Below are 24,313 nucleotides of genomic sequence, written 5' to 3'. Positions count from 1 at the left end.
CATCTCGTAGGCGCTCACCGCTGGAACCGCCTTGCGGCTCGTTCCCGTTTCCACAGTCACGCTCGCAGTGGGATTGGAGGGAGTCGGCCCCAATCTTTCTCCGATGAGGCCAGTCCGCTGCCGCGCCACATCTGACCGACAGACTTGCGGGTACCAACCGACTCGTTGGCCGTTTTCGGCCCGTTGGGCCAAGCGGCGCGCACCGCGCCACCATGGCCACTGCCAGGCGAAGACGTGGGGATCACGGGTGCCGGTTCTGTCGGCGCGAAGGCCGCCGCGATCGCGCGGCCCGCAACGACGATCCGTGGTGATGGCCGGTCCAAACCCGCGCGGGCGACGACCGGCTCAACGGTTCGGCATCGCGTTCGCGCTGGGCAGCCGCGATACCCCCTCGCCGATGTGAGGGCCCTCTCGACATGCAGGCGGCGATCGGGCGAAGCGGCGGAAGCGATCCGCACTGGAGCCAGGCGAAGCACGCGAGAAAGGCGGCCTGATCACGGTGCCGTCCTCGGCGTTTCCAACCCGTCGGCCCTCCATGCGACGGCGTCCTGCGGGATAACGCAGTGCCGGCCGCGCAGTCAGAAGACGAGGGAACACCCCAAGCGGGGCAGAACCGCAGATCTGAGTCCGGTCGCTTCTGGCAGATAGCCCCGCGTCTTCGCCAGGACCCCCAGATCCAGGCGGAGGACCGTGCGATCGGTTGGTCGGGCCACCCGAAGCCGGACGGTCGCCTCCAGCGCCCCACCCCACTCTCCCCTCCTCGTGTTGAACAGAAGGTTGTCGGGCTGGCGCCAGAGGTGAACGGCCACGTCAGCGAGCGCGATGCGGGTCTGGGAAAGATCCGCCCACCGCAGCCCGGCGGCTGGGAACCACGCGCGTCGGTTCTGCATCGCCCGGCCGTACGCATGCAGTCCCCACGCGCCGACTCGCGCGCCCCACACGCTGAGCTCCAGGGCGTCTCCAAACGGCGTCAGCCCGTGCGCGACTGACGCGGCCACCGGCCGCCCCTCCGTCCATTCCCACGCCGCTTTCCCCCACAAGAGCGGCGAGCCGAGATTCGCCAGCGATCGCCAGCCGACCCGCCGCACGAAACGTCGCTCCTCCTCCGTGAGGTCCGACCATTCCGTGTAACGGCGGAACGGCATCGAGGGCCGATGCAGATGGCGGGCGGCACCGTACACGTCGTGCCCCACGATGTCGCGGTCCAGCTCGTCCTTTTCCTCCGCGATGTCTGGATTCCACCGCAGCAGGCCGCTCGCCAGATAGCCCATCAGTGAAAGGCGGCGAACCGCGTGGTCGGTCCATAGCAGTTCCGTACGTTCCTCACCCCACGCGGCGAGCGTTTCGGCAGCCAGACAGATCCGCGCGTCGGACTCTAGCCCGGCCGTGTGCAGCCGGATGAACGTCGGCAGATCGCGGTCCCGCAGGTCGCGCAACGTCTCATCCCGCACGCCGACCACGCGAGCCGTGCCATCCGGTCCAAACCACGGCTGCGAAACCGAGCCGATGTGCTTCGAGCTCAACACCGACCGGTGCGCTTCCTCATGGGTGAGTGGTAGCAACAGCAGCGCGTCCACACCAAGGTGAACAAGGCGCAGAGCGGGCGCGTCGTACGCGTCGCCGAGGGACCGCAGTGCGAGGCGGTGCACTGACAGAAAATTCTCATTGACCTGCCGCATCGTCAGAGGCAGCTCCGTCCCCTCTGCGAAAAGGAAGGGGTAGGAACGAAGCCCGTCACCGGCAAACGCGGCCGGCGCCGCGCCGAGCAGAAGGCTAGCGAGTCGGCGCCACATTCAGCTCGCCATCCAGCGCAACGAGCGGACCAGCTTCAGCGGGCACTCGGCGAATTCGTTCGCCATGGCGCACCCAGGTGGAGCGGCCGGAAGGGCGGCGCAGCGTGGCCCCGCGCAGCCGCCCTTCGGCCCAACGAATGTCCACTTCGACGCCGCCACGCGCGCGCAATCCGCGCACGGTGCCATCTCGCCATTCGGAGGGCAGTGCGGGCAGCAAATGCACCAGAAACCCGTCCTCCGCGGAGCCGGCCGCCGTCAGGCCGGCCCGAGAGGCGCGCACATGGCTCTGCAGCAACATTTCCACCACGCCCGCGGTGTAGCCGAAGTTGCCGTCAATCTGGAACGGCGGATGCGCGTCGAACAGATTGGGGTACAGCCCGCCCTTTCCGGGCCGCACCGGTTCGACCAGGTTTCGGATGATCACCATCGCGCGGTCGCCGTTCAGCAGGCGCGCCCAGAGATTGATCTTCCATCCCATCGACCAGCCGGTGGCGGCATCGCCGCGGAAGATCAGCGATTGCCGGGCTGCCGCCCACAGATTGGACTCGACCCACGTGATGTCATCGCCAGGGTGAAGACCCCAAAGATGCGATACGTGGCGGTGCTGGTTGCGCGGATCGTCCTTGTCCTCGAGCCATTCCTGGAGCTGGCCATGCCGACCAATCTGATTCGGTGCGATGCGGGGCAGCAGACTGCGAAGCCGAGCGGTGAGGCCGGGATCGACACCGCCGAGCGCCGCATCCGCCTCGAGAACCGCATGGAACAACCGCCGGATGATCTGGTGATCCATGGTGGGACCCATGACGAGCCCCCCCTGTTCCGGCGAATTCGACGGGCCACTGATGAGCCAGCCGGTGAACGGATCATCCACCAGCGTATCCACGAAGAAGAGCGCCGCCTCCCGCAGCACCGGCCAGGCGCGCTCGCGAAGAAACGTGAGATCCCCGGTGAACAGCACGTGGTCCCACATGTGCAGCGCGAGCCATGCGCCGCCGGTGAGCCAGATGCCATGGTTGGCGTGGTTGATCGGCGCGGTGCCCCGCCAGAGGTCGAAGTTGTGGTGCAGCACCCATCCTCGCGCGCCGTAGTGTTCCCGCGCGGTGACACGCCCCGACTCGGCCAGCTCACTGAGCGCATCGAACAGCGGCTGCTGGCACTCCGCCAGGTTTGCCGGCAGTGCGGGCCAGTAGTTCATTTCGGTATTGATGTTGCAGGTGTATTTGCTGCCCCACGGCGGGTTGCGCAGTTCGTTCCACATCCCCTGCAGGTTTGCCGGCTGACCGCCCGGACGACTGCAGGCGATCAGCAAATACCGCCCGTACTGGAACAGCAGCGCAAGCAGCTCGGGATCGAACTGTTGTCGGAACGCAGCCAGACGCTCATCCGTGGGCCGGCCGGGCACCGCGGGCGGCCCGAGGTCGAGAGCGACGCGCCGGAACAGCGCCCGATGGTCCGCCTGGTGCTCGGCGAGCAGCGCATCCCACGACTTGCCCGCCACCGCCTCCAGCCGCTGCCGACAGAGCTGCGTGGGATCGCCGGAAATGTCCTTCCAGTTGCGAACATTGGTGGCGGCCACCAGGCGCACTACCAGCTCATCGGCCTCCTCCACGCACACCGCATCTTCCGTGGCGCGAACCTTCCCGCCACGAGCGTCCACGTGGGCATGGGCCTCAAATCGAACGCCGCCCTCGGCCACCTCGCCACGCAGCACCACACGATGGGCGTCCTCGACGACCACCGTTGCTCGAGGGTGCGGTGAGGAGAGCCGCACGCGACACGCCACCCGACCCGGCGGCTCCGATCGCCAGCGGACCACAATCGCCCGGGCGGGATACGACGCGAACACCTCGCGGAGGAACCGGACGCCGCCGGCCGCAAACTCGGTCGCGCAGATCGCACCATCAAGATCGAGCCAGCGCCGGTAGTCAGCCACTTCGGCGGGAACGGGTTGCTCGAGCCACAGGTCGCCACAGGGCTGATAGGCCATCTGGCGAAGCGGATCGCTCATGAAGCCGCGCATCGCGAGTTCTTCCGCCTGGGCTTGTTTCGCGCGCGCGGCCTTCAGCAGCGATTCCGCGTCCGCGTTCAGCGACCGCGCCTCCTCCGCGCGCCCGGCGGCGGCCAGCCTCTCTGCCGCGGCGATCTTCTCCAGCCCCTGCCGCTCGCTCGCCCGCCCCTCCTGCAGCAGCCGGCGGAGTTCCGGCAACACCTGCACCGCGTTGGTGCGAGCGTACAGCCGCGGTTGACCGGTCCAAACGGTGTGCTCGTTGAACTGAACTCGCTCGACCGCCGGATCCCCAAACACCATGCCCCCGAGATGGCCGCCACCGATGGGTAGCGCCTCCGTCCACACCACCGCGGGGCGCCGATACCACAAGCACAGCGAAAAGGGCGGCGGCGGCGCCTCTCCGCGGAACTCACCGGAAAAGGGCCTCGCCGAGAGGGCGTCACGGCGAAGAACCAGCGTGCCGGCGCGCGGTCGGATCTCGGGCGGCGAATCGGGCGGAAACGACCAATCGCCCAGAGCCCCGGCCACTGGCGGCGCATCGGCGGACGCGGCGCGGGCCGAAAGCTCCTCGGCGGTGAGCGCCCGGCGATACACAGCGGCGCGAAGAATCGCGCCGCGGAAACGGTGGCCACCGCCGGGATCGGCGCCCACGCACAGTGGCACGGCGCTGCGGCTCATCCGGGGGAACTCACCGCTCTCGTACCGCGCCACGTCACGACCGTCCACGTACAACCGCATGAGGCGCTGGGAAACGCTGTAGACGCCGGCGACATGGATCCAACGGTCCGCGCTCAGCCGTGCCGGATAGCGGCACATACCCTTCAAGTTCAGCAGCCGGAGCGAATTGCCGGGGTGTGTGTCCAACATGTAGCCCTGCGATGTCCCCGGAACCGATTTGTCGAGAATCCGACCGCCGGCCGCATCCATCGGATCCGCGCGGATCCAAGCCTCCAACGTCACCTCGTCGGTCAGATCCAACTCCGGCGAGGAGACGGTATAAAGCGGCCCCTGTTCTCCCAGACGGAGCCCCTCGCCTGCTGCGGCGCAAGGGGGGACCATCCGCCCAGCTACAATCAGCGAAATCACGAAAACGGACACGCGGTTCATCGGCATCGGACTCCTTGGGGAATCGCCGCGGTCACACTATCCTTGCCGCGGACGGCGAACAAGCGCCAACGGTGCCGACGGCGCAGAGGTTGACGTTTCGATCGCCCCGTGCTGAACTACGCGGCTGCACATTCAAAGACGCCTGGGAACTCAAGCGATGTCTGCACATTCGAGCCTAAAAATCGGCGGAAAGACCGCAGCCAAGCGGAACGTGCTGAAGCGGTTCGAGCGCATTGACGCGCTGATGCGCGCCGGCAAGTGGAAGCCCGGCGACCGTGCCCTCGGACTGCCCAAGACCAAGCCGACCATCTGAGGTCCGGCTCCAGCGATTTCTGGCGGCATGCGGCGTCGCGTCACGACGCGGCGCCGTTGAGTGGATCCGGCAAGGCCGGGTCACGCTGAATGGGCAGATCGTCACCGAGCCAGGTGTGCGTATGGATCCCGACCGTGACGAGGTGCGGTTGGATGGCCGTCGCCTGCGCCCCGAACCCCACTGTCACCTTCTGCTGAACAAGCCACGGGGCGTGCTGTGCACCTGCCGTGATCCCCAAGGACGCCCGACGGTCCTTGACCTCCTGCCCCGAAACATCGGTGTGCGGCTCTATACGGTGGGCCGGTTGGACTGGGACAGCGAAGGGTTGCTGCTGCTGACCAATGACGGAGATCTGGCGGCACGGCTCATCCATCCTCGCCACCACGTGGCGAAGGTGTATCGCGTGTGGACTGACCGGCCGCTGGCACCGCCGTGGCTGCATCGATTTCGCACCGGCATCGAATCGGAAGGGGAGATTCTGCGGGCCACGCGGGTGCGGGCGATCCGAACCACCCCTCGCGGCGCAGAATACGAGATCGAGCTGATCGAGGGCCGGAACCGCCAGATCCGCCGGATGGTGCAACGGGCGGGACGGCGTGTCGCACGGCTGTTGCGCATTCGCATCGGCCCGCTCACGCTCGGCCGGCTGGCCCCAGGCCGGTGGCGCCGGCTGACGGCGGAAGAGCTCAGAGCGCTGCGGCGTGCGGCCGGCCTCACCGCGGCTGAAGCATCAGAAAGTGCTCGCGGATGTAGCGGGCGGCCTCCTCCAGCGAAGGCAAAATTTTCGTGCAGTACTTCACCATCCACGGGCTGCAGTCCTTGAAGGGAAACGGAGAGAACGCGATCACAAACTTGTGCAGCACGTGGGAGGCGTAGAAGACCTCCATCGCGGTGCCGATGGACGGTTTGCTGTAGTTCACCAGGATGATGTCGGCGTCGCGCACGTCCTGGAGGTCAAACTCGACGATCTCGTTGGCGCTGTCCACCTCGCGATCCTTGAAGTTCCGCCGCATCGGGTCTAGGAGCGAGAACTCGCGGCCGAGCAGCTCAAAGGCCCGCTCGCGCCACGCACGCGCGTGACCGTCCACCTCGTCCATGATGGGACCGCACAGATAGATTTTTTTCCGTTCCACGACGTGTAGCCTCCCGGTCGCCAGGCCCGGCCTCAATCCGCACGGACGGGCGCTTCGGGCAGCCCGAGCTCGGCCGCGTAGGGCATCGCCGGGCCGAGCCGACGTGCGAGCGCAATCGCCGCATCCCTGAAGGTCGGGTCACGGGTTCGAATATGCTCGCCGATCAGCCACGCGAGCTTCTGCCGCACCCACAGGTCGCGGATTTCTGGACCGCCCGCTCTAGCCGTCCGCGGGTCCAGGCCGAAAACCATGTCGTAGGCGTTGGTGCCCGATCGCCCCAAAATCCGCACGCCCGCCTCGCCCATGTCCGCCGGGACCCGGCCGACAACGGTGAGCGGGCGGTCGAGGTACAGATGGGTCAGCAACTTCGGATAGATATCGGTCTCATCGACGCCGGACCACCGGTGCACAAGATCGGTCAGCACCGGCCGGCCGACCTCGCGCACCAGCGCCGCAAGCTCCGAGGGAATGGCGGCGAGATCGCGGACGATTTTGGACGCCCCGCGGTTCTTCTGGCTGAGAAAGTCCAGCAGGAACCGGTTCACGTTCTGACCTGCACCAAAAGAGAAGACCGAGACCCGGCCGCGGTTCGAATCCGAAAACCTCTGAATGATCTCGAAGTTGTCCTGCAAGCCACGCGTGGGGCGGCCGTCCGAAATCACAATTACGATCGCCGGCCGCGCCGGATCGGTCGGCATGGATTTGACCGCCTCCAGTGCGGCGTAGATGTCGGTCATACCGCGAGATTCCATCTGCTCGATGAACCATCCCCCCTGAGCCAGCTCGGTGGGGCGGACTGGCGCCCAGTCGTCAAAGCAGCGCGCGATCGCCTCACGGAAGGTGAGCAGATTGAAGCGGTCGGCGGGCTGCAGCAGTCGGAGTGACGCGTGGAGTCCTTCGCGGCAGGCGCGAACCTTGGCGGCGGTCATGCTCGCCGAACAGTCCTGCACGAAGAGAATATCCCGCGGCAGCGGCGGCAGTACCTGTTCTGCCGCTCGTCGGATATCCACCTGAAGGTACCGCCAACCGGGCTCATCGGGCGGTGCCCACGAAAAAAGATCCAGACGCAGCAGGTGCTCGACCGGCGGCACGCCGGTCACATCCGGCCCGCGCTCACGGACGGCGACCGCGACCTCGGCGGCCGGCGCCACCGTCGGCAACATTGGCGCACGCCCCGGCTCCGCGGGCGCGGGTTCCGCCGGCGGCGTAGGGACCGGCGGAGGAGGTGGCGACGCCATCGGCGTGGGCACCGCCTCCGGCGCCGGCGGTCCCGCCGGGCCCACCCCTCCGTCCCCCGCTCTCACCACCGCTGGCCGCGGCGGTGCGGCCACCGCGGGATCGAGCATCGCGGCGGGAACCACATCCGGCGCGCGCACCGACCGTTCCACCAGAGGCGCGATCCGGCGCGGTAGCGCCGCGACCTCGTCCGGAATCCAACCCGCGGGGATTTCGAGGCGCTCAGGGCGCGGCATCCACGCGCGCAAATCCTCCGCGGAGGGCGCGCGCCGCGGGGGTTCGTCGCCCGGCATCGCGGCGGGAAGCTCCGGCGCGATCCTCGACGGATCGGCCAGCGTTGCGGGCGGTGGCGGCACACTGGTCAACCCCACCCGTTCAGGTTCGAACGGCGGAGCGTCGAACAGATTGGGCGCCGCCTCCGGCCGAACCGACTCGACCCGCACCAGGCGCGCTATTGAGGGCGGCGTCCAGACGGGCGAGGCCACCGGAATGGGTGGCATCTCGACCGCGGCCAGCCAGTGCAGAGCGAGCGATACCGCGACCGCCGCCCACGCCAGCGCCTGCCGGGCCGCCCGTTTCGGCGGCTGCAGCAGCCATTCGTTGCCGGCGATTGCGGACGCCATCGCGCGCCTCCCCCGCAACTCAACCCTGCAGCGACAACAGGAACTCGATGTTGTTGCGGGTCTTCTTCAGCCGATTGATCAGCAGCTCCATCGCCTCCACCGGCGGCACACCGTTCAGCGCCTTGCGCAGAATCCAGATCTTCTGCAGCTCTTCGGGATGCAGCAGCAGTTCCTCTTTTCGGGTGCCGGACTTCTCGATGTTGATCGCCGGAAAGATGCGCTTGTCCACGAGGTTGCGGTCCAGCCCCAGCTCCATGTTGCCCGTCCCCTTGAACTCTTCGAAAATCACCTCGTCCATGCGGCTGCCCGTGTCGATCAGTGCGGTCGCGATGATCGTGAGACTACCCCCACCCTCGATGTTGCGGGCGGCGCCGAAGAATCGCTTCGGTTTGTGGAGAGCGTTCGCGTCCACTCCGCCGGATAGGATCTTCCCGCTGTGCGGTTGCAACGTGTTGTAGGCACGAGCCAACCGCGTGATGCTGTCCAGTAGAATCACGACGTCGCGGTTGCACTCGACCATCCGCTTCGCCATCTCGATCACGATCTCCGCCAGCTGCACATGCCGCTCGGGCGGCTCATCGAAGGTGGAACTCAGCACCTCCGCCTTCGTGTTCCGCTGCATGTCGGTGACCTCCTCCGGCCGCTCGTCGATCAGCAGAATGATCAGTTTCACGTCCGGATTGTTCGCCGAAATGCTGTTCGCGATCTCCTGAAGCAGCACGGTCTTGCCGGTGCGCGGCGGGGCAACGATAAGCCCCCGCTGACCTTTGCCGATCGGCGTCAGCAGGTCCATCACACGCATCGAAATGCTGCCGCCCGGCCGTTCCAGCACCAGCCGCTCGTTCGGGAACAGCGGCGTGAGGTTCTCGAACGGCACCTTCGACCGCGCCTTTTCTGGCGAGTCCCCGTTGATGCGCTCCACGCGCAACAGCGCAAAAAACCGCTCCTTCTCTTTCGGCGGCCGGATTTCCCCCTCCACAAAGTCGCCGGTTCGCAAGCCAAAACGCCGAATCTGGGAGGGGGAAACGTAAATGTCCTCCGGACACGGCAGATAGTTGGACAGCGGCGAGCGCAGAAACCCGAAGCCATCCGGCAGAATTTCGATCACGCCTCGGCCGAGCATCGTCGCGTTGCGCCGCCCGCAAGCCTTCAGGATCTCGAAAATGAGCTCGTGCTTTTGCAGCGCCGCAAAATCCTGCAGTCCGCACTCGTACGCGAGCGAATGCAGCTCCGGGACGCTCCAACTCTGCAGTTCGTACAGTCGAATCACCGTGCCGAGCGATACGCTCGGGGTTTTTGGGGGCGATGAGGGCTCCGCCGGCGGCGCTTCGGAGGCGGGCGGCGGGGGCGCGGGCGTCGCGGTGGAGGGCTCGGCCACCGCGGCGGCCGGTGCCGGGACCTCCGCAGGAGGTGTCGGCGCGGGCGTGAAGTCCGCCTCCGGCGCAGTCATCGTCTCCGCCGGCCGCGCAGGGCGCGGCGGACGCCCGCGACGCCGATGATGTGGAATCGTCGGTTGATCGGACATGAGGTCAGTCTCCTTCCTGGTGCCATTCCATCCACCAGCGACGGACCGCTCGTGCCAGTTCCGCGCGAGTGCCGTTGTTCCAGATGACGTAGTCAGCCGCGCGACATTTGCGCCGCACCGGCCACTGCGCGGCCAGGCGCCGCCGGGCCTCCGCCGGGCCAATTCCCCGGCGCCGCAACCGTTCCAGCACGGTGGCCCGGTTCGCGGCGACACACAGGACCGTGTCAAATGTACCCTGAATTCCGATTTCAAACAATAGCGGCACGATCGCGGCCAAGGCGGGGCAGCGGCGGCGCGACATGCGGCGGACCCATGCCCGAAGGTCGCGCAACACGGGCGGATGCAGGATCGCTTCCAGTTCGCGTCGCCGCGCCGCATCGCGGAAGACGATCGCGGCGAGCCGGTCCCGCGCCACTGCACCATCGGCACGCAGCACCGAGGTGCCGAAACGGCGCGCAATCGCGCGCGTTTCCCGCGTGCGCGGCCGCAGACGCGCGTGCACCGCTTCGTCCGCCTCCCAGACCGGCACACCCAGACGGCGCAGAATGCGGCCGACTTCGCTTTTGCCGCAGGCGAGGCCGCCGGTAATGCCAATCAAACGGGGCCGGTTCATGGGTCTTCCGGCGGGGTGGACCGGCGCTCCTGGCCGCCGGCGCGCTGCGCCTCGATACGCGAAAACAGCTGGCGGCACTGCGGGTGATTCGGCATGCGCCGGAAGACCTCGGCGGCGGCCGCCTCCGCCGCAACCAGATCACCCCGCTCCATCGCGGCATGCGCACGCTCCGCCCACGCGTCCGCAGCAGCCTCCTCCGCTGCAGTCACGAGGCGGAACACGCGGTACTTCGCGTTTTGCCACTCCAGCCGAAAGCGGGTCGCGCGCAGGGGATCAAACTCAAACACACGAGCCGGCGCCGAGGAGGGCGGATCCAGCGCATTGACCATGTAGCGCAGCGTCAGTTCGGGATGGTGCGGCGTAAACTCACCGAGCGAATACACGAACCACCGCGCACCGAGCCCCTCGGCCCAGTCCCGCAGCTCCCGTTCCGTGCCGAGGAACAACAGCCGTGCAAAGGTTTCCACGCGCCGGCGGACCTCGGCCGACTCAAACTTCGGATGTAGCAGGATGGGACAGCGACCGTACGCGAGCACCGTCGGACTCGTCTGAAAGTTTGCCAGCACAGGATCCGGCGCGGCGTTCCGACGCAGCCACTCCCCGAGTTCCTCGAGCTGCGGGTACATCTCCCGCGTGCGTCCCCATTCCGCCGCGCCGCCGAGCGTCACACCGGCCTCCCCCAGTCCCGCCAGCGCGAGCGCAGCCGCGACGCCCGCCCGTGCGCGAGGCCGCCACCGCTCCGCCGCCGCGAACCATGCGCCGGCCACCGCGCAGGTGCTCAACGCCGCAAACACACAGAACCTCACAAACAAGATGAACATCACCACGCCGACACCGTGCGCCAACAGCAGACCCGCGGGGCTGGGAAACCAGCCGGATAGGTTCTCGCGGCGCCGCACCATCACCAGCGCGCCGATCGCGGTCAACGGCAGCGCGGCCGGGAAGAGTGTGGTGAACAAACGCACGTCCGCCGAATGCAACGCGGGCGTCCAGAGAATCCGCTGTTCGAAGGTCAGCCGCGAGGGATCCGCGGGTTTCCGGTTCGCGTGCCGCAGCTTCGCGACGGCGAGCGAACCGAAATGGCCATAGGCTCCGGCCCATCGCAGCGCGCCCGCGGCGGCCACGGTGGCCACAACTGCGGCCGCCAGCAGCACCGCGAGCCATCGCTGCGTCCGGCCAAACCGACCGAACACCGCCGCTGAAGCGAGCGTCGCCCAGACCGGCCAGACCGCTGGCGATGCGATCAGGCCGTGCACGCGGTGATACGGACTGGCCACCGCCGCCAGCGCCACGCCGGCCGCAACCGCCAGCAGCGGCCGTGCGCGCGGCTCCCGCAGCACGAACGGCTGCCGCCACCAACCGGCGAACATCACCAGCCCCTGCACTGCGACCACATACTGCACGAGGTCCCAGCTCGCGAGCGCGACCGCAAGCATCAATGCGGCGCCCGCCCACCGCGCGAAGGTCCGGCCGCCGGCGCCCAGCGGCCCCGCGCAGAACGCCAGGTGCGCGAGCACCCAGGGCAGCGCGAAGTTTTCGTGCGAAATTTCCTGGCCCGTCGAGCGAATCACGGACGCCAGCGACACCGCATGCAGCCCCCCCGCAACGAAGCCGGCGGCCCAGGAACCAGTCATCCGGCGGACCCACACCACCACCAGCGGAGACGTGAGGCAAAACCATCCCACGCTCACCCATCGGATGCGGTCGGTCAGTGTGATGTCGGCCGGAAGCACACGGCAGAGCGCCGCGTAGACATACTCGGCCCCCACCGTGTCCTCCGCAAAGGTCCGAACGCCCACCGGAACCAGCAGATCGCGATCGATCACTGGCAGCCCCTGACCGGCGTAAATCATGCGGATCGCACGGTAACTCAGCGCGCTCTCCAGCGTGAACGGTAACGGGCGTCCCCGGTCGGGCAGCTGAAATTCGACGACATGCCGACGCACTGCGAGCCCCCCAGCCCACAGCGCCACCATGCCCGCGCCAATCGCCGCACGTCGCAAACGACGCCCCCACACCTCCGCCATCGCGCGGCTGACACCGGTCGGCTGGTTGGGCACCCCTAAAACAGCTCCCTCTGTTCAGCCTGCGGAACGAGCGACCGCAGTCCGTACCGCATCAGAAATTCGCGCAGCTTCTCCGTACGAGCGGGCCCCGGCGTGAGCGCGGCCCACACCGGTAGCCCCGGCACGTCGCGACGCAGCCGGACGATCGCGAGGTTCCGCTCCACGATCGGCCGGGCCGCCCGCAGCCGTTCTCGCAGCGCCGGCGGCGCGACCTCGTCGAGTTTCGTCCACAACTCGTCCAGCGAGCGCGCAGCCGAGAGCAGCCGCTGCGCGGTCTTCGGACCCACGCCGCCCACGCCCGGCACGTTGTCCACCGCATCGCCCGTGAGCGCCAGCAGTTCCGGCAGCCGCTCGGCCGGCACACCGAACAGTTGGGCCACCTCCTCCCGACCCATCGCGGCGTCGGGCGCGTCCGGCCGAATGACGCGGATGCGCTCGTTGACCAACTGCATGAGGTCCTTATCACCGGTGGCGATCAGCACGCTGGCCCCGTCCGCGGCGGCTTTCTCGGCGAGCGTTGCCAGCACGTCATCGGACTCCTCCCCCTCGCGCCGCACCGCCGGGATACCGGCGAGCGTCAGATATTCCTCGATCAGCGCCAGTTGCCGACTCAGCGACTCCGGCATAGGCGGACGCTGCGCCTTGTACTCCGGCAGCACCGCGACGCGCGAGGCCGGCACCCCACCATCGAACACCACCGCCAGATGCGTGGGCCGCCACTGCGCCCGCAGCGCTTGAAGGGAACGCACAAATCCGAGGAGCGCGCCGGTCGGCGTACCATCCGGTGCGCTCAGCGAGGCTGGCAGCGCATGGAAGCTGCGATAGGCGAAGTGATGGCCGTCGACAAGCAAGAGCTGAGCGTGGGCCAAACTCCCGACGGCCATGTACAACCGCCTCTCCGCGATTCGGCCGCCCGCCCCTTTGGCGCGACGCCGCGGGTCCCGCCCGCGGCGCGCCCCGACGCCTATGGTTGGGTCGCCTGCGTGGCCGCCCGGCGGGATTCGATTTCCTGCAGGCCGGTCTTCGGCGGGCGGACGACGGCGCCCGCGGGGTCCACCAGTCGCGCGGTGACAAAAATCACGAGGTTCTGCTTTTGGCTGAATTGCCCCTTGTTGCGAAACAGCGCGCCGAGCACCGGGATATGGCCCAGCACCGGGATCTTGTCATCCAGATGAGTGGCTTGGTCGCGGATCAGACCGCCCATCACCACGGTCTGGCCATCCCACAGCACGATGCTGGTGGTCACATTCCGGCTCGCGAACACCGGCTGGAGGATCGGATAGAGACCGGCCGGTCCGTAGTCGATCCACCGTACGAACTCCGCGACCTCCGGCACGAGCGTCAGATCAATGGTGTAGCCGTCAGGACCGACGGTGGGAGTCACGTTCAGGATCACGCCGATTTCTCTGGTCTCGAACGAACCGGGAATGGGCGGGCGATACGCATACGGCGAGATCTGCGTCCCGGTGATGGGGTTGATGATCGACCCGAAGCCGGTGCCCAGGTCACCGACCGACTGTTGTTCGTACTCGGTCGGATAGATGATTTCCTCGACCACCTTGATTTGCGCATTCACGCCGCTACGGGTCGTCACGCGCGGAGACGAGAGCAGGTCCACACCGCCCTTCTGCTCGAGCGCATGAAGGATCACCGTCAGCTCGGGATTTGTCAGGATGCTCGACAGGCTCAAGATGTTGCCCGCCATCTGGCCGGCGTTTTGCGTGGAGCGGGCCGCTGGCGTCATCGTGTCGCTGTTGTCAATGAAGTACCGAAGGCCGTGCGTGAACCCGCCCGAGCCCAAGTTCGCATTGACCTGCACGCGCTCCTTCGCCTCAATCGGGCCGGGTCCCTTCTTGTTGGCGATCTCCCACGCGTCGGTGAGCAGCCACTCAAACCCGAGTTCGTTGAGGTCCTTCTGCGCAACCTCCACGAAGCGCGCCTCGATTTCCACCTGCTTCGGCACCACGTCCAGAGCCGCAAGAATGCGCTCAAAGATTTCCAGGTTCTCTGGCGTGTTGCGCACGATCAGCTGACTGATCGCAGGGTTGTACGAGATCGAGGTGCCCGGCGGGAACGGCACGCCCATGTCGGAGAAGAACTTTTTCATGTCTCGCTGCTGGCTGATTTCGACGCCGGCAGTGCCGCCCATCGTAACAAACTCGCCGCGGGAGGCCTGGCGATCCGTCTCGGTCTTCGTCGTCACAATTTCAATGATCGAGGGCATCACGGGGTACAGGCGCGTCATGATCGTGCCTTCCACCGCCGTGCGCGGCGTGATGATGACCGCGTTCTCCTCGATGCGGTACTTCAGGTTCGCGACTTCGGTGACGTAGCGGATCGCGTCCAGCAGCGTGACCCGCCGCAGGTTCAGCGTGATCAGCGGGACGCTGGCCGCACCCCCAAACTCCTGCGCCGGCGCCGCGGCGGGCTCTGCCGGCTGCGCCGCAGCGGGGAAGCCGGCCGCATCGCCAGCCGGCTGCGGCTGCGCCGCGAACGGATCGGCCGGCATCGCGGGCGCAGCGGCGGCCTCGGGGGCAGCGCCCGCGACGTCCAGTTTCAAAATGATGTTCACCCCGCCCTGGCCCGTCGGGTCCGCCGCCTCGCTCGCATCGCGCAGGAAATTGATCACATCCACGATGTTCGCCTGGCGAAACTCGATCGCCGGAATGACGATCGCCTGCATTTTCTCCTGAAGCAGCCGCGTCGCCTGGCTGGTGCTGACCACGCCCTCCTTTTTCGGCTCCTGCGGCATCACCGCGGCCGCCCGCAGCGGCGGATTCCAGCGGTCCGCGATGTCCTGGATCAGATCCATCCGCGTCGCGGTGCGGTGCAGCTCGCTCAGCTTCAGCCGCCGTTCCTCAATGCGGCGAAGGTATCGCATCGCATCGCTGTTGTAGGGGTCGAGTCTCAGCGCCTGGGAGAACATCCGCTCCGCTTCGTCGTACTCTTCCAAATCGAAGTACTCGCGGCCCTGCCGGACGAAATCAGCGACCGTTGTTGCCTTCAATCGAACCGTTTCGCCGCGCCGGATCGGCACCGGGCGCGCGACGTCCCCGCGGATCACCGCCTCGAGATCGGCAATCCGTTCCATCCAGCGCTTCTGCGCCGCCAGCTGATTGGCATCCGGACGGTCGAGCGTGCCCAGCCGGTTGCGCGCCTCTGTCAGCGCCTTTGTCGCCGTCTCCCACTGCTCTTTGCGGCGTGCCTCCCGCGCATTTTCGTAGGCGGCCTCCGCCAGCTTCAGTGCCGCCTCGTTCTTGCCCTCTCGCGCGCGCTGCAGATCGGCGGTCCGCTCAGCGCGATCGGGTATTTTGGACAGCGCCACCTGGAACTGATCGAACGCCTTCTGGTACTCACCCAGGCGCATCGCCTCCTGGGCAGCGGCCAGCGCGTTCAGCCCCTCCCGCTCCTCCGCCTGACGCCGCACCCGTTCCTGCTCTTCGATTTCTTTCGGGCTGATTTGCGGCTTCTGCGGTGCCGCCCGCACCGGAACCGCGGGCACTGACTCGGCGGGCACCGCTTCCGCAGGCATCGGGGCGGGGGCCGCCGGAGCTGTTTCGCGCAGCAGCCGCTCAAGATCGGACGGCGGCGCCGCGGGAGCGGGGGCGGCGGGCATTTCGGGGGCCGCAGGAGCCGGGGTCTCTGCCGGCGGCGGCGTGGGAGCAGCTGGGGTTTCGGGCGCAGGAGCGGCCGGGGCTGCTGGAGCCGGCATCGCGGGCGCGGGAGCTTCCGCGGGGGGCTGCGCAGACGGCGGTGGCTGCGGGGCAGCCGGCGCGCTCGGAGCGGCCGGCGAATCCGCAGGGGGCATCGCCGGAGCCGCGGGGGCGGGGGTCTCTGACGGCGACGGCGCGGGCGGTGCTGCGGGGGCCGCGGGGGACTCAGGCGCGGACACGGCGGGGGTTTCCGCCTGCGCCAGCCGAATCGGCCGAGCGGCTCTCGCCGCAGCGTCCAATGATTCCAGCAAACGCTGCAGGCTGGATCCGTCCTCGGCCATGGCGCCGAGGATCCGCCATGCCGCGATCGCCGCGGCGGCCATCGCCGACACCCACCATCCATACCGTTTCATAGCGTTCCTTTACCTCCGAACCCCGAACCGGCTGCTTGCGTACCCACCGCCGCCGCGCTTCGCGAAATCACACATGATTGCGCGCATCGTCTCCGAACTCGCCGCTTCTGTCAACGCGCCCACCCCGCAGCCCAACGGACTATTGCAATGCACCGGGCCGCGCCGGCATCAACGCCGGCGGTGCCGGCCCCACTGGGGCGGGCGGCGCCGCCGGCCCCTCCGGCGTGCCCAACGGTGCGCTCAGCCGCAGCCGCATCTCCGCTTCTTCCTGTGGGGTCGGCATCGTCACCACGTGTTCCTCCGACGTCCCCTCGCGAACGATGCGGGCCGACTGGCGATCCCGCGAGACCTCCACCACCCGCGCGGTCAGGCCCCGAATCGTGAACGTGTCGCCCACGCGGCACTGCAGGTTTGTGCCATCCAACAGGAACACCAGCTGCAGATTCAGCTGGTCGTCGTCAATCACGCGCCCGCGCTGCAGACGACGCACCACATCGCCGCGCCGCAACACGAGGGTGTCGGTGGCGCGATCGTACTGCTCGACGCGATAGCCCTCGACCTCGTCACCGATCTTCGGGAAATAGGTCCGCTCCAGCGTGCGCGCGTTCAGCTGATACCTCTCCTCGGTCGCGGTGAGATGCTGTACCGCGACAAATCGCAGCTTGAACGGAGTCGTCCACACCCGGCGCAGTCGGAGCTTCCCAAGGATGGACGGCGCGCTGTCCGCATTCCGTGGCTCGGTGCCGGCGCGATATTCCTCGAGCGTCGAGAATCCGTCACCGTCGTGGTCGAGGCGGGCGTCATCGGGGTTGTATGGATCCAGCCCGTGAGACTCCTCCCACGTATCGGGAATCCCGTCGAGATCGGAGTCCACATCCTTGCCCGGCGGTGGCGGTTGCTCGGCCTCGCAAAACGGACACTTGCGCGCCGCGTACTCGATCCACTTCCCGCACTGGACGCAGAACACCCGGATTTCGCTCACAAAAAACCGGTTGCTCGACTCGCCGATGCGCGCCGGCTGCACGAGTCGCGCGAGCGCATTGGAATAGGCGCCAAAGTCCAGGTCCTGAAACGCCTGCTCCGCGCGCGGCCGAATGGTCTGATCCATCGTGCGAAGGCGGGCCTCGGCCCCATCCAGCTGGAAGGCGAGAAACGCGCTCGAGGCGGCCAGCGCCAGCAGCGCGACCGCCAACGTCACCAGCTCATAGTGCTGGCCCACCCACTGCAATCGCGTCGGCCACTTCACGGCTTCGCCTCCCCGGCCGAGGCGCCCGGCCGCCGGAAACTGTAGAAGTCCACCTGCATCCGCACGCGCAGCGTCTCCGTCATGCCGGCGACAGTCCGCTCCTCGTGCTTGAGCGGCCGCCTCAGCGCACCGACCGCCGGTGCAGGCACGGTGGTGGGGGCGGCCGGCACCGGCGGGCGGGGCGGCCCGCGGCCCGGCACACCGCCCAGCAGCGCCGCCTCGTCCGCGGGCAGCTCACCCACGCCGGCCCCGGTCACGCCCTCCGCAACGCGCCGGGTGCCATCCGCAGGGTTGTAGGGCACCGGTCGGGGCGCGTCGTTCCATACGTCCACGTCCGAAATCACGCAGAATACCGGCAGCGTCGGCAGCAGGTCCAGTACCGCCCAAAGCGTGTTCTCCTTCGCCCGAAACTCGTAAATCAGCCGCTCGCGCACGAAGAGCCCTTCGGGATCCTCCGCGTAGCCGGCTGCGGCCCCCGCCAGACGACCGCGGGCCTCAATCGGTTCCTCCGTCCGCGACACCACCCCTTCGGCCGCGCGGACCTCTTCCTCAAACACGTGCCGCTCGATCGAAACAATCTCCCGGATCTTCGCGGAAAAAATCGCACGAGTAATCGTCTCGACCGCGTGAATCTGCCGCGCGAGACGAGGGATGTCCTCCTTGTTCGGAAGCTGTCCGCGCGCATACCGGTCGAACCCGTACATGAAACGGTCCGGCACGCTGACATTGTTCGACACCGCCGCCAGGTTCATCGCGGCGATCGCGCGCTGCAGCAAGATCGGGAATCGTGCGGGCTCGATCGCCGGTGGCGTGTGCGTGCGCTTCAGAAATTCTGCGATCGCGGCGTCAAAGAACGCCTCGATTCTCGCCTGGTTGGTCGCGGCCCGCTCGACATTTTCGGGGCTGGGGAATGGAACGCGTGAGGCGAGCCGGCGGAGCTCCGCCCGCGCCGTCTCCAGCTCGTGCGCGACCTGCCGGTGCCGCACCACCGCCCCTGCCACCCAGACCACCAGTCCGACGGCCAGCACCGCGGACACCCCACCGGCGACGATCAGCGGAAGAAAAGAGCGAATCTTCATAGCTGGATCGGTGTCTTCAACACCAGCCGAATCGTGAATTCCCGGATGAAGTCGTCGCGCCCCTCCTGCGGCATCGCGGCGATGTCGGTCGTTTCGTCAAACCACGGCGACTCCCGCAACCGGTCGCGGAACTTCAGGATGTCCGGCTGCTGCACTTTGTCCATGTACGCGTACCCTGTGATCTCGATCGCCTTGATCTGCTGGGCCGATTCCTCCGTGGGCGAGGGCGGGCCGGCTGGCGCCGGCGCCAGCTCGCCGCCCCCACTGCGCGCTGCGCCGCTGGCGGCCTCCGCACCGGTCAGCGTCGCAAACTGCACAATCCACATCCCCTCCAACAGCCGGGAACGGATGTCCGCAAGGATTTGCGGCCAGAGCGTCGCCCGCTCCGGGAGTGCCAGCAGCCGGTCCAGCCAGCCCCGGTGTCGCGCAATCACGTCTTCCTTTTCCTTCAGCTGCGCCTCGACCGCCTGCAGCTCTCGCAGACGTCCGCGCAGCTCGCCGAGCCGACCGGAGTTCAGCGAGGTCAGCTGTCGGACGCCCACCCCCCACACACCCAGCGTCGCCAGCAGCGTCACCATCCCCGCCACCAGGTACGGTTGGCGCCGCCGGAACGTCTCCTCCCTCACGTACCGCGGCGGCAGCAGATTGATCTCGATCGGGCAGGTCATCATGCGCCGGAGCGCCAACCCGACGACCTCACCCAACAGATGGGCCCGCCGGCCAATCTCCTCCGCGTCGATCGTCGAGGCGACCGCGACGCTCTGGAACGGGTTGAAGTAGTCGACCTCGATCTGCAGCTTTTCTTTCAGAAACTCGTCCGCGTATGTGATGATCGAAGAGCCGCCCGTCAGCAGCGCCAGCTTCGGCTCGCCACCGGACTGCTGCGTCCGATAGAAGTTGATCGAGCGGGTGATTTCGCTGTGCAGCCGGGTCATTACCGACCGCACCGTTTTGGACACCTTGTCCGCCACCTGGCTGGCTGGCGCTTCATATGCGCCCCCGAGCCCGACAAACGCATGGGTTTTCTTTAGCTGCTCCGCCTCCGCGAACGGCAGGTCGAACTCCCGCGCGATCTGCTGGGTGATTGCATTGCCGCCCACCGGGATGCTGCGGTTGAACACCCGGTTCTCCTCGATGAAGATCAGGTCGGTGGAGCGAGCGCCGATATCGATCACCAGCGTGCAGGGCGGCAGCTCGGAGTAGCTATAGCGCACCGCGTTGTAGAGTGCCAACGGCGCGACGTCCACCAGCTGCGGGCGCAGCCCCGCCTTCATCGCGACGTCCACCACCTGCTCGACCAGCTCCGCCTTCATCGCGGCGAGCATCACGTCAATCGCGCCGACACCCGATCCCAGAAACTGATAGTCCCAAACCACCTCGCTGATCGGGAATGGCACGTTCTGCTGCGCCTCGTACTGCACCATCTGCAGCACCTTGTCGCGCGACACCGGCGGTAGCTTCACAAACCTGGAAAACACCTGCTGGCCCGGCACGCTGATCAGCACCGGAAAGCCGGTCGGAATGCCGAGCTGGGCCCTCGCCTCCTGCAGCACCAGCTGGACGTCGGTCATCCGGTGCTCCTCGTTCGCGGGATCCGGATCCATCTCCCGCACCGCGTAGCCGACCAGCTCCAGCGTGCCTCCCTTCCGCGGCGCGAACAGGCCCAGCTTCACGCTGCTGGCACCGATATCCATCGCCAGAATCGTGTCCGCTCGCATCGCGCGCCCCTCCGCATCACTGGCCCGAGCGGGGCTTCGACATCTCGAACGCCTCGTAGTCGAGATGCGCGAACGGCGTCTCCCGCGGCATCAACACGTATCCCTCCTTGGGTGCCAATTGCTCGATCCAACGGCGATAGTTTTTGTCCGATGCCTCCGCGCCCAGCGGCCGCCCCTGCATGCTGAACTCCACCGCGTACCCCTCCACCTTGCCATACCGGCGCAACATCGAAGGGTGAACAAACGCGTGCGCGCGATGCGTGCCGCGGCTGATGTGAATGAACGTGTCCTCACCCTTCAGCAGTACGAACGGCTCGCGCGGATCGTTCGTCTTCATCAGCACGTAGAAGGTGATCTTCAGTTCATCGGTCCACTCGGGCATCGTCTCGTACAACACTTCGATCTGGTACCAGTCCACGCGGTTGGGATTGAGCGAGTTGTAATTCTGCGCCTGGATCCGCGGCGACCGCACAAGGTTCCCCGTCACCCGCACCCGGCCCAGCGGGTTCAACCCCGCCGGTGCCTGCGCAACGCCACGAGACACCGCCAGCCCCAGCGCGACCGCCGCGACGCTGATCGCCCACCGCCGCATGGTTCCCGTCATCGCCAGATCTCCTTCCCGAAGTGCCGGCGCACGCCGTCCATCGGTCATCATGACCGGTTTGCGCGGGCTTTGCAATGCGCGCGGAACTTCGATCCCCCGCCGACACGCTGGAGGCGGGTTGCACGCCGCGGCGGAACAGGCTTTAGTGTCCGGCCGCCACCTTCGTGGCACAGCGAATCTCCGATGAGAATCTACAACTTGTTTCCTCGACTGGCCGGCCGGTTCGATCAGTGGCGCCCCCACCTCGAACGCGCCGCCGAGCTTGGCTTCGACTGGATCTACGTGAACCCCATCCATCCGCGCGGCGCGTCGGATAGCCTCTACGCGGTCGCCGATCCCTTCGCGGTCGCGGCCGACTTCGCGGCGCCGGACGGCGGACCGCCGGTGGCGCAGCTGCGCGCGCTGCTGGCGGAGGGCCGCCGGCTGGGACTGCGTTGGATGGCGGACCTGGTCGCGAACCACTGCGCGGCGGATTCGCCGATTGTGCGCGCGCATCCCGCCTGGTTTCGCTGGACCGCGCCTGGTGAAGTCGAACACCCCTCCTGTGTGGACAACGGCCGTACCGTCGTCTGGCACGACCTCGCCCGGTTCGACTTCGCCGGCACCGCCGACCGCGCCGGCCTCGTCGCACACCTGCGCCGGATGGTGGACTGGCTCGTGGACGTGGGCTTCGATGGTCTCCGGTGCGATGCCGCCTACCAGGTGCCCCGCGATATTTGGGCCGACCTCATCGCGCACGGCCGCGCGCGCCGGCCCGACCTGCTCTTCGTCGCCGAAACGCTGGGTTGCACCGTCGACCAAACGCTTGAAACCGCCCGCGCCGGCTTTGACCTCGTCGTGAACAGCGGCAAGTGGTGGGACTTCTCCTCCGCCTGGCTGATCGCGCAATACGATCTTGTTCGGCATGTCTGCGGCTCGATTGGTTTCCCCGAAAGCCACGACACCGCGCGGCTCTTCGAAGAAACCGGTGGTTCCGTGGCCGCGCAGCGGCAGCGCTACCTGTTCGCCGCGCTCTTCTCCACCGGCGTGCTGATGCCGATCGGCTACGAGTTTGGATTCCGACGCCGATTGCACGTGGTCCACACCCGCCCCTCCGACTGGGAGCAGCCCGCCACAGACCTGCGCGACTTCATCCGCCGCACCAACGCCGTGAAGCGAAGCGCGCCGGTCTTCCAGGAAGACGGCCCCCTGCAAATCATCCCTACTGAAAATCCGGCGGTGCTGGTGATCTGGAAGGGATCGCTGCGCAGCCGACAGGAGGGAATCCTGATCCTCAACAAGGACGTTCACGCGCGTCAGTGGTTCCGGACGCCGGCGTTGCGGCACTGGGTACAGTCGGGCGCCCCCCTGCGGTGTGTCTCACCGGAAAACCCACTGGAGTTTCTGCCGGAGCCGTTTGAGTACGAATTACGCCCCGGGGAGGGCATCGTGCTGCTGGCCGACCGTTGAGTTGCCGCCGGACGGGGGGCGGTCACCATCGGCACGTCTCCCAACTCGGACCGGCGCGGTGACGGCATGCTGCGCCAGGCGCGGCCGCCCTCGATCGCGACGCCGAAAAGTCGCGAGAGCATGTTGAACGTTCCTACACTCTCGGGCGTCTAAGCCCTCGGAACGCCCCGCCGGCGGACCGGGTGGGTCGGCCGGCGTGAGAGTAAGGCCGCGCGGTCGCCGTGGGCGTTCGGCGACCCGCCGTCAGGGCTTGAAGAGGTGAGCAGTATGCGGAACGCAATCATTCTTCTGATCGCTGTCTTCGCGCTGGCCGCCTCTGCGCGGGAGGTGGCTTACCTTGGCGTGGCGACCGAACCCGTGAGCCCGGCGATCGGCCGGCACCTGGGGTTCGGGGAGGGCGTCGGCGTTGAGGTCGTCCACGTGGATCGAGAGGGCGCCGTGCGAGGGATCTTGGAAGAAGGTGACATTCTTGTTCAATTCAACGACCAGATCCTCGTCAACCACGAGCAGCTCGCGGTTCTGGTCCGGCGACAGAAACCCGGTGACACCGTCAAGCTCACGTATTGGCGGGAGGGTCAGCGCCGGACCGCCGAGGTGAAGCTGGGCAAGGTGGATGAAGAACGGCTGGCGCCAGTGCCCCGCGGCGGATGGGGGGCAGCGCCCGATCGGCCGTTTGGCTGGACGCCGGAAGCGTTCCAGCGCTGGATGGAGGAGCTGCAGGCCCGCGCCTGGCGCCCCTTCGGCCGGCGATGGATGGCGCCGGAAGAGGACGAGGAGTCCACCGAGCCGCGCACCTCTCCCCGCGCCGATGTCCGTATCCAGACGCACAGCTCCGCGGTGATCTCCGAGAGCCGCGACGGCGTCACGGTGACCGTCACCATGCAGGACGGCCGCCGCTCCGCAAAGATCGTGAAAGACGGTCAGGTCGTCTTCGACGGTCCGGTGAACGACGACGCGGAGATCGGCAAGGTCCCGGAAGAATACCGCGAGCGGGTGGCCGACATGTTGAAGCGCGTGCGCGTCGAGGTCCGCAGTTCGGGCGATGCGCCGGCCCCCGAAAAAAAGTCTCGCGGAGGGACTGGACTTCGACGGGGGAACGTCCTATAGTATAGCGCGACAAGTTTCCACGGGGCGGGCCGTCAGTCCCCTCCTCCTCCCTCCAACGGCCCGCCCTTTTCTTTTCTTCGTGTTGTGCCGCGGCCGTTTGACGCCATGTCCGCCCCCACCCATCATACCGACCGGCCGGAGGGCCTGCGGCAACACATGAACGACCCCAAATTCCCTATCGAGATTCGCGCCGAGGGCGTGGACGTTGCGTCGGTGGTGGCCGAGCTGCAGCGCGCGGTGGACGCCCGCATCGCCGCGGGCGAGTTTGACGACGCCCGCGTGGCGCGCGCGGAACGGCTCACGCTGGCTCAACTTCCTCGCGAGGGCGCGAGCGTCTCGCACTATCTGCGCGGTCTGCGTGATGCGGTTGAGGTGGACATCGGCGATTTCGAGATCCGCGAGCGGCGCGCGCGCTGGGCGCCGCTGCTGGTGCGTCTAAAGCGGCTCATCTGGACGCTGCTGAAGTTCTATACCTACCGGCTCTGGTCACAGCAGAATCAGATCAACAGTGCGCTCGCCGCGGGGCTGGAGGGGCTCGACGAGCAGGTCGCAGAACGGCTGCGGCGGCTGGAGGAGCGCGTGGAGAAGCTCGAGCGGCGTCTCCACGCCGACGGTGACCCGCGCTGA

Annotated in this window: 18 protein-coding genes and 1 pseudogene; 6 read left to right on the top strand and 13 right to left on the bottom strand. The window is 67.5% G+C overall.

The features are described from left to right. Positions 1–578: 578 nt before the first annotated feature. Both N2652_02695 and N2652_02690 read right to left on the bottom strand, forming a co-directional pair. A complete protein-coding gene (locus N2652_02695) occupies positions 579–1,793 on the bottom strand; it encodes a hypothetical protein (protein ID MCX7818106.1) in 1,215 nt (404 codons plus the stop codon). Next, positions 1,774–4,908, bottom strand: coding sequence for a glycoside hydrolase N-terminal domain-containing protein (locus N2652_02690; GenBank protein ID MCX7818105.1), 3,135 nt, complete (start codon positions 4,906–4,908; stop codon positions 1,774–1,776). Before N2652_02690 ends, N2652_02695 begins: the two co-directional genes overlap by 20 nt. Before the next feature lie 157 nt (positions 4,909–5,065). Here N2652_02690 and N2652_02685 point away from each other — a divergent pair, with 157 nt between their 5' ends. The 3 genes and pseudogenes from N2652_02685 to N2652_02675 all read left to right on the top strand — a co-directional run bounded on the left by N2652_02685 (position 5,066) and on the right by N2652_02675 (position 6,044). After that, positions 5,066–5,221 carry a small basic protein gene (locus tag N2652_02685; GenBank protein MCX7818104.1) on the top strand — a complete coding sequence of 52 codons (156 nt, stop codon included), beginning with the start codon at positions 5,066–5,068 and terminating at the stop codon, positions 5,219–5,221. After that, positions 5,184–5,336, top strand: a pseudogene (locus N2652_02680) (S4 domain-containing protein). Before N2652_02685 ends, N2652_02680 begins: the two are co-directional and overlap by 38 nt. Before the next feature lie 6 nt (positions 5,337–5,342). Further along, entirely contained in the window at positions 5,343–6,044 is a 702-nt protein-coding gene (locus tag N2652_02675) for an rRNA pseudouridine synthase (protein ID MCX7818103.1), read from the top strand. Here N2652_02675 and N2652_02670 read toward each other — a convergent pair. The 11 genes from N2652_02670 to N2652_02620 all read right to left on the bottom strand — a co-directional run bounded on the left by N2652_02670 (position 5,935) and on the right by N2652_02620 (position 21,130). Then, entirely contained in the window at positions 5,935–6,354 is a 420-nt protein-coding gene (locus tag N2652_02670; GenBank protein ID MCX7818102.1) for a nucleoside 2-deoxyribosyltransferase, read from the bottom strand. The genes N2652_02675 and N2652_02670 overlap by 110 nt on opposite strands. 32 nt (positions 6,355–6,386) lie before the next feature. Continuing rightward, on the bottom strand, positions 6,387–8,213 hold the full coding sequence (locus tag N2652_02665; protein MCX7818101.1) for a VWA domain-containing protein: 1,827 nt from the start codon (positions 8,211–8,213) through the stop codon (positions 6,387–6,389). 19 nt (positions 8,214–8,232) lie between these two features. Beyond that, positions 8,233–9,738, bottom strand: a complete 1,506-nt coding sequence (gene rho / locus N2652_02660) for a transcription termination factor Rho (GenBank protein ID MCX7818100.1) — start codon at positions 9,736–9,738, stop codon at positions 8,233–8,235. Between the two features lie 4 nt (positions 9,739–9,742). Continuing rightward, the gene (gene coaE / locus N2652_02655; GenBank protein MCX7818099.1) at positions 9,743–10,351 is read right to left on the bottom strand and encodes a dephospho-CoA kinase; all 609 of its coding nucleotides are present in this window, start codon (positions 10,349–10,351) and stop codon (positions 9,743–9,745) included. Continuing rightward, a complete protein-coding gene (locus tag N2652_02650; protein MCX7818098.1) occupies positions 10,348–12,411 on the bottom strand; it encodes a hypothetical protein in 2,064 nt (687 codons plus the stop codon). The genes coaE and N2652_02650 overlap by 4 nt, the downstream gene beginning before the upstream one ends. A gap of 2 nt (positions 12,412–12,413) precedes the next feature. Then, a complete protein-coding gene (locus N2652_02645) occupies positions 12,414–13,301 on the bottom strand; it encodes a flap endonuclease (GenBank protein ID MCX7818097.1) in 888 nt (295 codons plus the stop codon). Between the two features lie 80 nt (positions 13,302–13,381). Next, a complete protein-coding gene (locus N2652_02640) occupies positions 13,382–15,949 on the bottom strand; it encodes a hypothetical protein (GenBank protein MCX7818096.1) in 2,568 nt (855 codons plus the stop codon). Positions 15,950–16,622: 673 nt separating this feature from the next. After that, the gene (locus tag N2652_02635) at positions 16,623–17,729 is read right to left on the bottom strand and encodes a hypothetical protein (protein ID MCX7818095.1); all 1,107 of its coding nucleotides are present in this window, start codon (positions 17,727–17,729) and stop codon (positions 16,623–16,625) included. Further along, positions 17,726–18,808 carry an Amuc_1100 family pilus-like protein gene (locus N2652_02630; protein MCX7818094.1) on the bottom strand — a complete coding sequence of 361 codons (1,083 nt, stop codon included), beginning with the start codon at positions 18,806–18,808 and terminating at the stop codon, positions 17,726–17,728. Before N2652_02630 ends, N2652_02635 begins: the two co-directional genes overlap by 4 nt. Beyond that, positions 18,805–20,526 (bottom strand): type IV pilus assembly protein PilM, encoded by a 1,722-nt coding sequence (gene pilM, locus N2652_02625; GenBank protein ID MCX7818093.1) that lies wholly within the window; start codon positions 20,524–20,526, stop codon positions 18,805–18,807. The genes N2652_02630 and pilM overlap by 4 nt, the downstream gene beginning before the upstream one ends. 16 nt (positions 20,527–20,542) lie before the next feature. Next, positions 20,543–21,130, bottom strand: coding sequence for a hypothetical protein (locus N2652_02620; GenBank protein ID MCX7818092.1), 588 nt, complete (start codon positions 21,128–21,130; stop codon positions 20,543–20,545). Positions 21,131–21,313: 183 nt separating this feature from the next. On the opposite strand from N2652_02620, the gene N2652_02615 reads away from it, so the two are divergent. The 3 genes from N2652_02615 (at position 21,314) to N2652_02605 (ending at position 24,313) form a co-directional block, all read left to right on the top strand. After that, positions 21,314–22,579 carry an alpha-amylase family glycosyl hydrolase gene (locus tag N2652_02615; protein MCX7818091.1) on the top strand — a complete coding sequence of 422 codons (1,266 nt, stop codon included), beginning with the start codon at positions 21,314–21,316 and terminating at the stop codon, positions 22,577–22,579. Positions 22,580–22,846: 267 nt separating this feature from the next. Beyond that, positions 22,847–23,686: a PDZ domain-containing protein gene (locus tag N2652_02610; protein ID MCX7818090.1), complete on the top strand. Its 840-nt coding sequence runs from the start codon at positions 22,847–22,849 to the stop codon at positions 23,684–23,686. A 156-nt stretch (positions 23,687–23,842) separates the two neighbouring features. Beyond that, on the top strand, positions 23,843–24,313 hold the full coding sequence (locus N2652_02605) for a hypothetical protein (GenBank protein ID MCX7818089.1): 471 nt from the start codon (positions 23,843–23,845) through the stop codon (positions 24,311–24,313).

The sequence above is a fragment of the Kiritimatiellia bacterium genome (assembly GCA_026417735.1).
In the GTDB taxonomy this organism is placed as follows: Bacteria; Verrucomicrobiota; Kiritimatiellia; order PWTM01; family PWTM01; genus CAACVY01.
The sequence above is the reverse complement of the archived record's forward strand: the minus strand, read 5'-3'. Positions and strand labels throughout refer to the sequence as shown.